This is a genomic window from Endozoicomonas sp. 8E (assembly GCF_032883915.1).
GTDB lineage: Bacteria > Pseudomonadota > Gammaproteobacteria > Pseudomonadales > Endozoicomonadaceae > Endozoicomonas_A.
Window position 1 is genome coordinate 1,955,666 of record NZ_CP120717.1, and the last position, 14,211, is coordinate 1,969,876.

At 48.7% G+C, this 14,211-nt stretch carries 15 protein-coding genes and 1 pseudogene; 11 read left to right on the forward strand and 5 right to left on the reverse strand.

Features of this window, described 5'->3' with window-relative positions; genetic code table 11:
* Positions 1-386: 386 nt before the first annotated feature.
* The 4 genes from ltrA to P6910_RS07175 all read left to right on the forward strand — a co-directional run bounded on the left by ltrA (position 387) and on the right by P6910_RS07175 (position 3,969).
* Positions 387-1,712: a group II intron reverse transcriptase/maturase gene (gene ltrA, locus P6910_RS07160; RefSeq protein ID WP_252176896.1), complete on the forward strand. Its 1,326-nt coding sequence runs from the start codon at positions 387-389 to the stop codon at positions 1,710-1,712.
* A gap of 578 nt (positions 1,713-2,290) precedes the next feature.
* Entirely contained in the window at positions 2,291-2,599 is a 309-nt protein-coding gene (locus tag P6910_RS07165; protein WP_317145582.1) for a hypothetical protein, read from the forward strand.
* A 7-nt stretch (positions 2,600-2,606) separates the two neighbouring features.
* A complete protein-coding gene (locus P6910_RS07170; protein WP_317145583.1) occupies positions 2,607-3,599 on the forward strand; it encodes a reverse transcriptase domain-containing protein in 993 nt (330 codons plus the stop codon).
* 178 nt (positions 3,600-3,777) lie between these two features.
* Positions 3,778-3,969, forward strand: coding sequence for a hypothetical protein (locus P6910_RS07175; RefSeq protein WP_317145584.1), 192 nt, complete (start codon positions 3,778-3,780; stop codon positions 3,967-3,969).
* Here P6910_RS07175 and P6910_RS07180 read toward each other — a convergent pair.
* On the reverse strand, positions 3,966-5,354 hold the full coding sequence (locus P6910_RS07180; RefSeq protein ID WP_317145585.1) for a hypothetical protein: 1,389 nt from the start codon (positions 5,352-5,354) through the stop codon (positions 3,966-3,968). The genes P6910_RS07175 and P6910_RS07180 overlap by 4 nt on opposite strands.
* 188 nt (positions 5,355-5,542) lie before the next feature.
* Between P6910_RS07180 and P6910_RS07185 the strand changes: the two genes are divergently transcribed.
* Complete coding sequence (locus P6910_RS07185; RefSeq protein WP_317145586.1) at positions 5,543-5,908, forward strand: hypothetical protein; 366 nt, start codon at positions 5,543-5,545, stop codon at positions 5,906-5,908.
* Here P6910_RS07185 and P6910_RS07190 read toward each other — a convergent pair.
* The 4 genes from P6910_RS07190 to P6910_RS07205 all read right to left on the reverse strand — a co-directional run bounded on the left by P6910_RS07190 (position 5,832) and on the right by P6910_RS07205 (position 9,483).
* The gene (locus P6910_RS07190) at positions 5,832-6,593 is read right to left on the reverse strand and encodes a sulfite exporter TauE/SafE family protein (protein WP_317145587.1); all 762 of its coding nucleotides are present in this window, start codon (positions 6,591-6,593) and stop codon (positions 5,832-5,834) included. The two genes, P6910_RS07185 and P6910_RS07190, sit on opposite strands and share 77 nt — an antisense overlap.
* A 9-nt stretch (positions 6,594-6,602) precedes the next feature.
* Positions 6,603-7,109, reverse strand: a complete 507-nt coding sequence (locus P6910_RS07195; protein ID WP_317145588.1) for an 8-oxo-dGTP diphosphatase — start codon at positions 7,107-7,109, stop codon at positions 6,603-6,605.
* 81 nt (positions 7,110-7,190) lie between these two features.
* Positions 7,191-7,856 carry a metallophosphoesterase gene (locus tag P6910_RS07200; RefSeq protein WP_317145589.1) on the reverse strand — a complete coding sequence of 222 codons (666 nt, stop codon included), beginning with the start codon at positions 7,854-7,856 and terminating at the stop codon, positions 7,191-7,193.
* A gap of 265 nt (positions 7,857-8,121) precedes the next feature.
* Positions 8,122-9,483 (reverse strand): hypothetical protein, encoded by a 1,362-nt coding sequence (locus P6910_RS07205; protein ID WP_317145590.1) that lies wholly within the window; start codon positions 9,481-9,483, stop codon positions 8,122-8,124.
* A gap of 168 nt (positions 9,484-9,651) precedes the next feature.
* Here P6910_RS07205 and P6910_RS07210 point away from each other — a divergent pair, with 168 nt between their 5' ends.
* The 6 genes and pseudogenes from P6910_RS07210 to P6910_RS26755 all read left to right on the forward strand — a co-directional run bounded on the left by P6910_RS07210 (position 9,652) and on the right by P6910_RS26755 (position 14,194).
* Entirely contained in the window at positions 9,652-10,077 is a 426-nt protein-coding gene (locus P6910_RS07210; protein ID WP_317145591.1) for a YybH family protein, read from the forward strand.
* A 133-nt stretch (positions 10,078-10,210) separates the two neighbouring features.
* Entirely contained in the window at positions 10,211-11,521 is a 1,311-nt protein-coding gene (locus tag P6910_RS07215; RefSeq protein WP_317145592.1) for an MFS transporter, read from the forward strand.
* 124 nt (positions 11,522-11,645) lie between these two features.
* Complete coding sequence (locus P6910_RS07220; RefSeq protein WP_317145593.1) at positions 11,646-12,704, forward strand: phospholipase A; 1,059 nt, start codon at positions 11,646-11,648, stop codon at positions 12,702-12,704.
* Between the two features lie 336 nt (positions 12,705-13,040).
* A complete protein-coding gene (locus P6910_RS07225; protein WP_317145594.1) occupies positions 13,041-13,925 on the forward strand; it encodes a hypothetical protein in 885 nt (294 codons plus the stop codon).
* Positions 13,926-13,940: 15 nt separating this feature from the next.
* Positions 13,941-14,027 (forward strand): annotated as a pseudogene (locus tag P6910_RS26750) (hypothetical protein); the annotation flags it as partial.
* Between the two features lie 23 nt (positions 14,028-14,050).
* Complete coding sequence (locus tag P6910_RS26755) at positions 14,051-14,194, forward strand: hypothetical protein (protein WP_410493886.1); 144 nt, start codon at positions 14,051-14,053, stop codon at positions 14,192-14,194.
* Positions 14,195-14,211: the final 17 nt, after the last annotated feature.

The window sequence follows — 14,211 nt, forward strand, 5'->3', positions numbered from 1 at the left end:
CTAGTGAAGCACAAGGTTTGTATCGCGAGGTGCAGGCTGAAGGCAGTGTGGAGCAAAACCGCGAGCCGACGAACAGAAATCAGATATGAGGCTGTTTGCGTGAGGACGAGTCAGCGTATGATGATGAAGTCCATACTCATCCGGACATTCAGGCAGTAGATCTGGCGGTTGTGCGGCGAAGGCGGTGTGACTTACCTCGGGAGGTCTGTGTGGTGTCTGATATTTCGGACTGAGGTCATCGTAAGGTGACTTGACCGCCACACAGAAGTCAGCAGATGGCATAGTAGCTGGCGTATGTCAGTGAAGGCCTGAACGGTACAGAGTGGTGAGTAGTTTCTGTTATTCGATACACTGGACGCAGACAAATCCAGCAAACACTGGAACTCATGCCAAGTGGTCACGGCGGAACCGGAGGCTGCAAGGCTATGAGAGCTGAGGTCGTGTCGGTATCACAGGATTACGAAAGCCCGGCGGGTGGTACGAGACTGATGGAGCGTATCGCCAACCCCAATAATTTAACAAGAGCCTTTCAGCGAGTTAAACGCAATAAAGGCGCAGCAGGCATCGACCGTATGACAGTGGAAGGGTTGTACACCCATCTACAAGAACATGGTCATGAACTGCGACAATGTCTTTTGCAGGGAGAATGGCGTCCTGCTCCCGTAAGGCGAGTACTGATTCCCAAACCGGACGGAGGAGAAAGGCAGTTGGGTATACCAATCGCCTTAGACCGAATGGTGCAGCAAGCGATACAGCAAGTATTGCAGGCCGAGTGGGAACTAAGGTTCTCATCTTTCAGTTACGGGTTCAGGCCGAACCGGTCAGCTCATCAGGCGATTAATCAGGCTCAGTCGTATATCCGAGAAGGATATAACTGGGTTGTGGACATTGACCTGTCGAAATTCTTCGACCGGGTTAACCATGATCGACTGATGGCAAAACTGGCCGTTCACACAGATGACAAGGATGTATTACGTTTAATTCGACGATTCCTACAGTCCGGAGTGATGGAGAACGGGCTGGTAAAACCGCAGACTGAAGGAGTGCCTCAGGGAGGACCGCTCTCACCTGTGTTATCTAACATCGTACTGGATGAACTCGATAAAGAGTTAGAAAAGCGTGATTTACGATTTGTACGTTATGCTGACGACTGTCGGGTGTTTGTGCGAAGCAAGAAAGCAGGCGAGAGAGTGATGGCAAGTTTGACTCGTTACATCGAAAGTAAGCTGAAGCTAAAGGTCAACGTTGCGAAAAGTGCAGTTGACAAGGCATGGAGGCGGGCGTTCCTGGGATACAGCTTTACCAGAGATGGCAGGAAGAAGCTGGCAGATAAAACCTGCAAGCGGTTCAGGGACAAGGTCAAACAACTAACCCGCAAAGGCGGGCGGTCACTGGAGCAGAGATTGGAGTCTCTGAATCGCTATTTACGGGGCTGGAAGAACTACTTTCGAGAAGTTGAAACCCGTTCGGAGTTTGAAAACTTTGACTGCTGGATCAGGCGACGATTGAGAAGTTTGCTCTGGTATCAATGGAAGAAAAGTCCGAAGCGATATGCGGAGCTAAGAAGGCGAGGAGTCAGTGAAGAGCTGACGAGGCAGACAGTAGGATCGAGCAAAGGGTACTGGCGGATAAGCCGGAGTCCTGCGCTACACTTAGCATTGCCGAATAGTTGGTTCGATGAATTAGGTTTGATTAGATTATTGGCTGCTTAACTGACCGAAACGCCCAGTACGGACCCGTATGCTGGGTGTTGTGGGAGTTGCGCCTTGCAAGCGCGTAGAATCTTGTGACCTGAAATGGTCATCGCGGTAAAGCTGTGGTCGGCAGCCGTGTACCGAGTCTTGCGTGGTAGAAGGTAACGACTACTGCGAAGCGTAGACAGGGTGATAACAGGCCGTAACGTCTGCTAAGGGATAATTAGCCCCGAAATTGAACGTGGTTGAAGTGGCTGACCTTCTCTCTCAATGGGGAAAGCGGAAGTCGGGAGCTCCGCTAATGACAAGGCATCCCGACTGCTTCCGGGGTTCGTACCCACGGCATGTTATCGAATGATTTTACGTGAACAAGGGAGATCCTGAACGTTCAGGCGGAGCCTGTAGGGTCCGACGAGCCTGTAAAGCAAGAACGACTTGATGACGTTCAGGAAGTCAGACCAGCTGATAGTACTCCGAGGCGGGGAGAGCCCGTCACATGGGGAAGCGGCTGGCGGTATTTGAGCCTTTCCAGGGAAACATGGGCTCCACATCTGAGGGAGTTACGGTCTTTTACGCAGTGAGAAGGTAAACCAGCCATGGCAACGGGACTGGAGAGGTTAGCAGCGAAAGCCCGGAGTTATCCGAAACTTCGCTTCACAAGTCTGGCACATCATATTACCCCGGCGAGCCTGTGTATGAATCTGAACAAGATTCCACACAACACATCGCCCGGAGTCGATGGGCTGACTGTCGAAGAGACAAAGAAAGACTTTAAGCGGTGGTTGCAACAGACACTGACGTCTATCCATCGGCAAGGCTACAAGGCACCGCCGGTCAAAAGGGCATGGATACCCAAGCCGGGGAAAAAGGAAAAGCGCCACTCTGGGTGTTCCCTGCATCAATGACCGGGCTTTGCAGCGAAGTGTTGCTGATGTGCTGAATGCTATTTATGAGCAGGACTTTTTGCCCTGTTCCATGGGTGGCAGGCCACGACTGGGAGCGCACCATGCCCTGTCCACTTTTAACGAGGTGGTTTCAGGCCGAAAGGTCAGCTGGGTGCTGGAAGCGGACTTGAAGAACTTCTTTGGGAGTCTTGACCATGGATGGCTGCTTCGTTTTGTGGAACACCGGGTCGGTGATCCCAGAATCCTGAACCTTATACGGCGCTGGTTGAAAGCCGGGGTGATGGAGGCCGGGGAGTTGCAAGAGTGTGAAGAAGGTACGCCTCAGGGTGGGCCGATCAGCGTAGTTCTGAGCAACCTGTACCTGCATTATGTACTTGACCTCTGGTTCGAGTGCATGGTCAAGCCTCGGCTAAAAGGCGAGGCATGGCTGATCAGGTACATTGATGATTTTGTGGTGTGTTTTCAGTATCGCAGTGATGCAGAGCGGTTCATGAATGTGCTGCCACAGCGACTGGAGAAATTTGCGCTGAAACTGGAGCCGGATAAAACCCGGTTAGTCAGGTTCGGACGTTTTGCCAGTCGTGGGGGAAGACGACCGGAAACGGTTTATTTCCTTGGCTTTACGCACTACTGCACAAGGAATCTGAAAGGAAACTTCATGGTGGGAAGGAGAACGGAAAAATCCCGCCTAAGACGCAGCATAGCCGAACTGAAGGAACTGCTGAGACGAATACGCCATGATCCGCTGCACGAACAAGTGACAGCGATCAATCGACGGTTGAGAGGGCATTATGCGTATTACGGTCTGGGAGGAAACTTCCGAAGTATGGAGAAGCTTTACCGGTTTGTTGACCGCTACTGGTACAAGATGCTGTGTAGCCGATGCCGGAAAGGCAAGATTCCATGGGAAAAGTACCATAACCTCAAGCAGCTTCTGCCGCTACAGAAACCGAGGATAATGCTGCCTTTTATGGCAATGAAATCCATGGCTGTGCTGTGAGTCAAATATCGAAGAGCCCGGTGCGGGAAATCCGCACGCCGGGATCTGAGGGGGTTGGAGCTACAATTGGTAGCTCCTTCTACCCGGTGAGCGTAGCTGTGAGGCTACGCCCTATCCCGATCCTAGCTCACGCTGAAGAGTCCGGTTTTCAGGGCGGGGGGGCATTCCCGCGCAGAGTGTGGGTACAAGTTGTTGGAGTTTTGCGACACCCTCGCTCTGCGTGGGACTGCATACCTCCCCTGAAAAGCGGACTCTGCAGCTCGAGATAGGTATGGGGTCCCACGCTGGAGCATGGGAACCAGAGTTTTGTGACAGCCTCCTTCGCGGGAATGACGACCTCAGAGCGTGGGAACGAGGAGATCGTGTTTAGCCATCATTGTTACGGTTTTTCAGTTCATTATACAGAGTTTCAGAATAGGCATTTGACACCAGCTTGATATATTCATTGACGGCCATTTTTCTGAGTTCATTCGTGAACAACAAAGAACCAATAGCGGCATCCGAGATCAAAGAAGTTGAAATCTTATTTCCTTCTTTTTTGAACTTCTCCAGTTTTTCTCTTGAGTCCCAGAGGGATTTATTTACTTTCTCCCTCACGGCACCCCGACAGTTTGCCACAAACTGGCGTTCTTGCTCGGGAGTAAGAGCAGGTAAAGATACATTGCTGTACTGAATCTCTTTTGCCACCAGCTCAAGTAATTTAGAAAAGTTTTTACCATCTGGAAAAAATTGCTGCATTCCTGCCTGAGACAGGTTGAGTACAGGTGAAGCCCCCATTAGCTTTAGCATTTTAATCCCGTCTTCACCCGTGAATGACTCGGGTTTTTTTTCAATCCCCAACGCAAGCTCCCGGGCTGCTCTGAAAATAAGACCGGCATTGAAAGAATCCCCTCCCATATCTTCAATCCAGCCTTCTACGGCTTTTTTAAAGAAGCTATGGGATATCTTCTGACGCAAAGCAGTATGATCCTGGCCGAACTGAAGATCAAATTCAGTCTGATAAGCAGTGTTAGAATCGTCCAACCCATTTCTTCTTATTAGATAGGAACGCAGATCATCTACCAACATAATCGACTTCGATTCTTTATCGTATTGAAACACCAATGCATCACTCGTCAAATCAACAGCAGCATTATCAGGCTTTTGTGCAGAATCTTTCTGTGGAGGCAGCTCCAACGCATCTAATAGCAACAGAGCCTCTTTGTCGGTTATTTTGTGCGTTGCGGGGTCATATCCCTGAGAAAAAAAAGCATCAAATACCTTATTGACGTCAGCGTCAGGAAAAGCATTCTGAAGTGCAGCTTTGAAACTATCATTGACCTCAACACGCGTTGGCTCTTTATGCTTTGGCCTGAACAGTCGGCCAATCCATGACGTTTTCGGAACAATCTCACCCGATTCGGAATTATAACTAACACATTCTGTGAGATACGCTGCCTGATGCTTATCCGTCTCAGAAGAAAAAGCAGACAAAATAGCCCGGGAAAAGTGAACCGGGGCACGCTTACTTAAAACAGGTGAAGGGGGCGTGGCTACCACATCCCTTGCCAAAATACTTTTCCCCTCCAAGGTAGAATCGGAGGCTTCAGGCGAGGTAGTATAGCGCTGGGAATTATCCACCGAACTGACCCGATATCCAAATACCAGTGCTTTAGCAGCCCTACTGACCGCAGCAATACGACTCTCGCCTTGGTCCAGAGTCATTCTGTAAGTATGCCTGCACCCCTCCATACGGCCCATTGGCTTTTGATCCATTGTTTTATCATCTTTGTATTCACCTTATGATGCTGTGTCGGCTGAAAACTCAGTTGGATTAAATGAGTGAGACTTTCGTTAACGATTGGTGCAGCTAGGCGTTAATCTCCGTTCGATTTCAACTCGCTCCCATGCTGCTGCATCGGAGTGTGACCAGCTCCCCGTATGCATTCCCTCGCAGAGCGTGGGTGTCGCAAAACTCTCTCCAGCGTGGGAACGAGTTGACTCCCGTCATTCCCGACTTCATTCTCGTCATTCCCGCGAAGGCGGGAATCCACACTGACTCACCGCCAAAACCATACTGCCCGGTGCCCCCCTGGCCTTGTCATCCCCGAGAAGGCAGAGACCAACTGTTGGCCCTGGATTCCCGCCTTCGCGGGAATGACGACCTCAGAGCATGGGAACGAGCTGTTGGAGTTTTGCAACACCCTCAGAGCGTGGGAACGAGGAGAAACTCTTGGTTTCTGCAATTTTTTATTAGAATGAGTCGGTTAGAAGCTTCAGCCCTGTTAGAAAAAGGCAGATGTATAAAACCTTGTAAAAAAAATCAGTAGAGATGGTTTTAACCATCTTCATTCCAAGCCAGACACCCAGAGGGCAAACAGGTAGCAACAAAGAAGACAGTAGCAGGTTATCTGGGGTGAACTGGCCAAGGGCTGCATAGGCAGGACATTTGACCAGGTTGAGAGAACCAAAAAAGATCGCCATGGTGCCTGCCAGAAATTCCTTTTTAAGCTTCAACGGCAGCATGTAAACACTCAGGGGCGGTCCCCCGGAGTGAATACCGAAACTGGTGAAACCACTGACGGTCGACCAGAAGATACCCGCCAGTGTTCCTGGCTTGCGGGGTGAGTGAAAGTAGTGACCAAACCATTGCTTCAGGCAAAATAAAATGGCAATGATACCGATCATGCCTCTGATAGCCTGTTCACTAAGCGATGCAAACACCATCAGGCCCAGAAACAGGCCGAACAGGCCCGGAAAAATAATGATCCTGAACACAGTCCAGTCTATGTGCTTCCGCCATCCCCAAACGGCGAATCCGTCCATGACTAACAGGAGTGGAAGCAGAATGGCGGCAGCCTGAATGGGACGCATCGATAACGACATAAGAGGTACAGCAAGCATCCCAAGAGCGTTACCCATGCCTCCTTTGCCCAGCCCTGTAATGACGACCGCAGGGATAGCCGTTATAAAGAAGGGGAACTCTGGTATTGACGACAAGTGTTGTGAAAACATGGGGGGATGTCAGGTGAGGAGTTCGATGTCATAATCCAGCATTTTATCCTTGTTGAAGAGGTAGCGACCGATAAAGTTCTTTTTCTTCAGCAACAGGGGTAACCAGTAGCGGTCATCCTCCCACATTTCATCGTAAGGAATATCTTTGATATGGAACCACAGGGGAATCGCCTCGTCGGTTTCTTCGGGAATACCATCGTAGTCAGAAGCGGAAAAGGCGTAGACATGAATGGAGTAGCCATCGACAAACTGGAACAGGCATTCGCCATGAAAGGTCATATTCAGCGGGGTGATTTTCAGTTCTTCCTGAACTTCGCGCACTGCGCACTCCAGTGTGGTTTCACCTTCTTCAAGCCTGCCGCCGGGCCCGTTGATTTTACCGGCTCCCAGTCCGCGCTTTTTACGAATTAAAAGAATATGGTCGTTTTTAACGATAAACGTCAGGGTTGCAGGATCTTGTGCTTTCCAGCTTTCCCAGTCGATGTCGGACAGTGTTCTGGCGATTATGGGCTGCATGTCAGGCTTTTGCTTTGTCGATACCTCAAGTCCTCAAGTATAAAGCAGTGCTGAAAAAGATGGAGGGTTAATTTTTTCTCTCTATTTAAGTTGTGACAGTGGCAGCAGTGTCAGAGTGTTGGACTTGAAAGCCCCGGTATCAATAAAGTGGGTATTACCCAGAGTCGTGGGATCTTCGACAATGGTGTGGCCACAGATGATATGGTCTATGCCTTCAACCCAGTCGGTATTCCCGGTTTGTACTTTTGTTCTCGACCACATCAATTGCCGGGTTAGTTCCGGATCGGTCTTTATGTTGTGCGGATTCCATTGCTTCAATGGGTATTCTGCGTGACAGATCGCCAGTTTGTTTCCATTAGAATGCTCAACGAGTATCAGGTAGGGCAGAGTATCAACCCAGTCGGCATACTCCCGCATTTTTTTTGCAGAAACGTTAAGATGCCAGCGACCACCATTGAGGACCCAGTCTGCCAGAATAGCTGATGACTCAGGGTTTCGGGCAATGGTCCTCAGGGTATCTTCGTGATTGCCGCAGACAGGGTGGAACCAGGGTTCATGGATCAGGGAGAGGCAACCTGGCGAATCAGGACCCCGGTCAATCAGGTCTCCAACACTGAAACAACGATCTGCCTTAAAATCAAAATCTACACGCTCCAGAGTTTCGAACAGCAAGTCATACATGCCGTGAAGGTCGCCGATTGCGAAATCTCTTCCTGATAAGTTGGGTCCAAAGGTTTGAAGAAACATGATAGCTCCTTTGCAGTCCATTGCTTCTGGAGTTAGAACCAGGAGCCTGACCGAGAATAGACTGCCCTACGCGGCAACTGCTCCTGCGTTGCTCTAGCTCCTGCATCCATGCAGTTGTGCGGTTGCGATAAATTGGTCTAAAAATTCCTGCCTCTTCGTCAAATAGCCCCGCTATTCTCCTCAGAAGCAGAAATTTTTATCCTCAATTTCTCGCAATCCTCGCTACGGGCGCTTAAGTCCGACAGGCTGCTAGACACGGGTCGTGTTAAGTTCCTTTGAGAGTTGCCAGACCCGATTTTGGATCAATCTGTATCCCGATTGGTGCTAACCTGAGTATAACCTTTACCTGTTTGTCATTGGCCAAAACCCTGAATGACAGTGGTGTACTCTTGGGCAGTTCGCTGTTTTTTCTTGCCTCGGCAGCGGTATTCAGGGCGTTCAGGTAAAAAGACAACACCTTCTCCACTGTTTCGGCCAGATTGCTGAGAATCATAGCGTTAGCCATTAGCGCAGGCCCATAGGTCGGTGTAGCGTATTCGGTGGTTTCAAGCTGCGACTGGACATGATCGACCCAGAGTTTCTTTTGTTCTTTGGGCAGCATGCTGAAAGCTTTCAGCAACTGCTTGCCTTCTTCCGGAGTAAAGAGTCTCATCATTGCAGCCAGAGCACCGAGAGCCTCGATTTCCTGAGTCGACAGCCCGCTATTGTTTGAGAGGTTCAACCACCGGGCTCGTGCTCTCAGGTAGGAAGGAATGGGATTAAAATCGGGATCTTTCTGCAGCTTGTCCAGTTCTTCTTTGACCTGGTTCATTGCACGGTAGGTGTTCTCTGTCAGGTAAAGGGAGCCTTTGGCACTGATGTGACCCCTGAAGCCGGCAATATTATCGACCCAGTAGGCATACCAGAGGTTCAGATCCCCGGGCTTTAGTGTGCCACTGCGAAAGCCCTCTTTCAGAGTGCTGTACATATTCAGTGAACCTTCGTCGTACATCATATGGCGCAGATGACTGTCTGGCAGGAACACAATGGTGAACTTATGACCATCGGAGTGGTATTTACTGGCAACTTCTTTGGCCAGCGGGTAGATACTGGTGGCTTTTTTCGCCGTGAGCGAAAGGAAACGGGTACTGTCTTCCGGGAGTTTGGTGTCAAGGACTGCAGAGGCTCGCGCCCTGGCAGTTGGTGACAGGGTGACGGCGCTGATTATCGCTGCCGCAGCCAGTGTTTCGTAGGATTCTTCGTCCAGTCCACGAATGAGCGCCGATAGCTGGTTGAAGTGTTGCAGGCTCAAGACCGGCTTATCCAGATCTCTCTGAGGCAGGATGAAGGCATCGTAGTCCTTTTCTTTACCGGATTTCAGCAGCTGGAGTGAATAAAGGCGCGACAGGGCTCGGGGGACTTCCGAGTGTATGTTGGAAGGTAGCTGGTCCGCCGACATTTCTGGGGTGACATTGGGGTTGTCCATGACCCAGCTTAGCTGCTCTATCTGGCTGCTGGTGATATCCAGATCCTTGCCATAGGTGATACTAATGTATTCTCTGATCAGGTTTACGGCTTCACTGGCCTGAGCCTGCCAACCAGGCAGAATCAGCATTAAAATAAAAAGAGGCTTTAACAGTGTTTTCATAACTGAAAGGGTAATGGGTGAGATGCCTAAGCATAGCAACTGGCTTGCAGTTTGCCGCAGGATTTTTAAATCCGCTTATGAAAATTCCGTCAAGAAACCTGCGTTGACTCTACCTGTAGTTTTATATGAATATTTCAGGAACAGGGTACTATTCAGGAGGGGTTCAACATGGCGGACTCCAGAAAGACCATCCGATCATTGTTTGATCTGCAGGCTGAAAACTACATTCAGCAGGACAGTGTTGGCATGCTGGATCATTATGCACCGGAAGAAGAGCTGCTGTTCTGGAGCACAGAGGGTGCCCAGATTAACGGTCATGATGCCTTGAAGTTCTGGTATGAAACCCTCTTCAACCAGTTCGAAATCCTGTCTGTTAAATACCGCATTGAGTCTGCCTGGGAGGGACCAGACCAGATTTCCTGCAGCAGTACCTGGCAGTTGGAAACCCGGCTCAGGGATGTCGAGTGGGCGGTGGTAGAGCTACAGTTTCTGCGGGCGACACACGTTCTGAGACAGTATCATGGAGCATGGAAAATAGCACATATCCACTCTTCTCCCATCGGCCAGGCCTCAGCCGATTTTCCCGCCAGCTGATGATTCTCCTTTAGCAGGCGGTTTTTCGTATATCAGCCCCGGGGGGCGCAATGGTCTAATCTTGAGTCACTCCTCTTTTTAACCTTTCTGTTTGGGACAGTGGGTTTTTCCCTGACCAACATTAGAGTGACTTATGCCGCGTTGCATTACTGCACCCAGTGAACAGTACAAACTGGCTCTGGCTGTGTCTATGGGTGGTATGCTAGAGCTTTATGACTTCCTGATCTATGCCCTGATGGCCAGTTACATCGCCGGGCATTTTTTTCCTGCCTCCGATCAGCTGACGTCCCTGCTGGGAACCTTTGCTGCCTTTGCTGCTGGGTATTTAACCAGACCGCTGGGAGGGCTGTTTTTCGGGCACCTGGGAGATCGGTTTGGTCGCAAGAAAACATTCACCCTGACCATTTTTCTGATGGCTTTGACTACCGCTCTGATGGGTTGTTTACCCACTTATAAAGAGGTAGGGGTTGTTGCTCCACTGCTGTTAGTTCTGCTCAGACTGACCCAGGGGTTTTCTCTGGGAGGAGAGCTACCGGGTGCTATCACTTATCTCAGTGAAAGTGTTCCGCAACGACAGGGGCTAATGATCGGTATCCTTTTTCTGGCCCTGATGACTGGCATCTCTCTGGGCACTTTTCTTCTTGGTTTGTTAAACCTGCTGCTGGGTGAGGAAGCCATGGCTCAGTGGGGGTGGAGAATGCCTTTCTGGATTGGCGGTCTGCTGGGGCTGTTTAGCTATCATATCCGCAGACGCTTCGATGATTCCGGACTCTTTGTTGCCCTGGATCAGGTCCGTCAGCGGTCAACTATTCCCCTGATCCTTTTATTGAGAGAGCACCGCAAGGGACTGTTCTGTGGTTTGTTGTTGATGGCGCTTTGCGGTGCCACGGTAACGGTTTACGGGGTTTATATGCCAAGCTATCTTTCTTCCATACTGGATTTACCAAGGGCTAATGTGGTTTGGCGAACGGCGGTTGCTTTTCTTGTTCTTTCCCCGCTGTCGCTGGTGGCAGGCATTTTGACGGATATTGTCAACAAGAGACTTCTGGCTACCTGTATGGCTCTGGCTGTGATCGTTTTGTCCTTTCCGACCTTCCAGTATTTTGTTACAGAGTCTCCTCCGATCCGACGCATCATGATGACCTGTGGATTATTTACTGCGCTAGCCTCAGGCCTGCTACCTCCTGTTATTGTCCGCTTTTTTCCAACAGAAGTTCGCTACACAGGCATCGCGACCTCATACAATTTCGGTTTTGCCATTTTTGGGGGGCTTGCTCCTTTCAGTTCGACCCTGATCGTACAAAAGACCGGCTTTACGCTGGGACCTGCCTATTATCTTGCTGTCATCGGCATCATCAGTCTGATAGCGGTTCTGATTCCCTGGCCTGACTACGATATGGAAAAAAATGAATGTCCTGGCACGAAACCAGCGGAAAAGGGTTGAGATTGCAGAGTCAGGGATTTATGTTCGGACATGCAGTAAAGCTTCAGATTGCTCTGTGATGAGCCCAGACGCACACCGACATCTCGGCTCATTGCTCTCATTAGGAAGAAAAAGAGTTTCAACCATGGATAACAATGTGACGCCTGTCTCATTCAAACAAGGACCTTTGTGGGTTGCAGCTACATTCCTGAGTCTGTCCCCCGCTTTGGCTTTTTCATCAAGCCTCTATGAGCAATGCCTGTTGAAACAGGCTATGGAAGCTGGTGGCCAGACAACAATGGCAGAAATAAGATCCGTTTGCAGCAAACCTTCTGAAGAAAATGCTCTGCCTGCCGTGGCAGATGATTCCGATATGGCCCGGGAGGTAGAGGAAAGCGCTTTTGATCAACGAGTCAAAGGTGAGCGTCAGGCATTTGATAATCGTTTCGTGATTACTCCCCATCGACCCAATTATGTGCTTCCGGTTTCCTGGAACAGTAACGTTAACAAGCAGCCTTACAGTGAAGTTGGTGAGGAACTTTCGTCAACTGAAATCAAGTTTCAGCTGAGTCTGAAAGCGCCTGTCTGGGAAGGTCTGTGGAACGGTTACGGTAATGTTTATGTCGCCTATACCAACACTTCCTGGTGGCAGGCCTATAACAGTAACTCTGCACCATTTCGGGAAACGAATCATGAACCGGAAGTCTTTGCAATATTCCCGGTCGATTATTCGGTATTGGGTATGGATCTGAGGGCTGTAGTGGTCGGTCTGTCTCACCAGTCTAATGGCCGGTCGGGCAATCTATCCCGAAGCTGGAATCGGGCCTACCTGAATTTCCTGCTGGAAAAGGGTGATTTTTACATGAGCTTCAAGCCCTGGTATCGAATTCCGGAACCTGAAAAAGATCCCAATAACCCCAATGACACCGAGGGGGATGATAACCCCGGTATTGAAAAGTTCATGGGACATGGTGAGCTTCATTTTGGCTATAAACTGGACGAACACCAGATTTCCATGATGCTCAGAAACAACCTTCGTTTTTCTGATAACAAAGGCGCGGTGCAACTGGGTTGGTCCTTCCCTCTTAATGACCGTTTCCGGGGTTATTTCCAATACTTTAATGGCTATGGTGAGAGCCTGATTGATTACAATGCCAGTGTGAACCGGATCAGTGTGGGTGTGATGTTGACCGACTGGTTGTAACAGTGCTTCTTACAGCAACTCGACTATACTGGAGCGTCAATCATCAATAGCATGGGACGCTTCAGTATCAGTGGGGTTCATCTCTTGATAGTATCGCCATTTCTTTTATGGAACAAAACCATCCGTCGGCAAAGAAATAATAACCAGAGACTTCAGTGAACTTAATTTCGGTTTTTGGGTCTAAAGCATTACTGAAAACGCTGTATCAAAAACCAATGAAAGAAGGCTGTTCCTGATCAGAGTGACTAACGGCGCAGTTATCGGTCAGGCTTTTGAGCTATGAACTGATGAAACGTCAGCTCTGAGCAGGCAGACAAAAAAAGGAGACTGGGCAATATGTCAAATATTATCATAGCTGTAGCAGTGACATATCTTTATCATTGTCTTTCAGGATATGATTCAGACAATCAGACGAAAACAAATGAAACAGTTTTGGAAGTGCTTCAGCCTGTAAATAATGAGGCAGGTGTAGAAACACTGTACCGAAATTCTGACTTGGAAAAAACGATCATAAAAGAGCTGATGGATTTAGAGGGTGAAACTTTGCCTGAAGACTATGAATCCAGATTGTTCAGTTTAAGTAGGGGGAATATAAAAACTAATGCACTTACTGATGGTGAACCGGATAAGGTAAATAAAATCTTTGACGCCATAAAAGGCCATATGATTGAGTTGTTCAAAAGCAGTGGTACTTTTGATCTGGAACGGGTACAAGTTGCAGATATTGAGGCTGTTTATATTTATTCTTTTAGTCACAAAGCGGCGACTCCGGAATGTCTTACATTGAACGATATTTGTCAACCCGCTAAAACCCAGCTGATAACTCAAAGCAATAATCAAGACTCAATATTGGATGATTATAAAAAAATGTTTTCAGCAGAATGGATTCTTGAGAATTCCAAAGGGGCGGAAAAATATCGGGAATCAAGTCCCGGAGACTTCCTTCTTGATGTCGACTTTGCCCAAAAAAAAATATTATATGACAATAATTCTTCCTTTCTAACGGCATCCAGAATCATTGAAAAAAATGAAGTATTCCCCACTACGGGTTTCAGAGCACTATTTGTAATGACAGATCCTGATAAAAAAGACCTTTTTATTCAAACGACTGGAAGAAGCTACACTCACAAAATTGATGCCGAACAGTTATCAAATATGCTTAAAACCATTCCAGGAAAACAAATATCAATGCTCACAGGGTTGGGAAAAAGGCTTAATTGAAAAAACAACCCTGATATTGAAAAGTTCATGGGACAGGGTGAACTTTATTTTGGCTATAAGCTGGATGAATACCAGACTTCCATGATGCTCAGAAATACTTTTGTTTTTCTGATAACTAAGGAGCGGTGCAACTGGTCTGCTCCTTCCCTCTTATTGACCATTTCCGGGATTTTTGCCATTACTTTTATGACTATGAAGAGAGCCAGATTGATTACAATGCCATTGTAAACCGGATCAGAATGGGTGTGATGTTGACCGACTGGCTATAAAGTGCGTTTTACGAGGA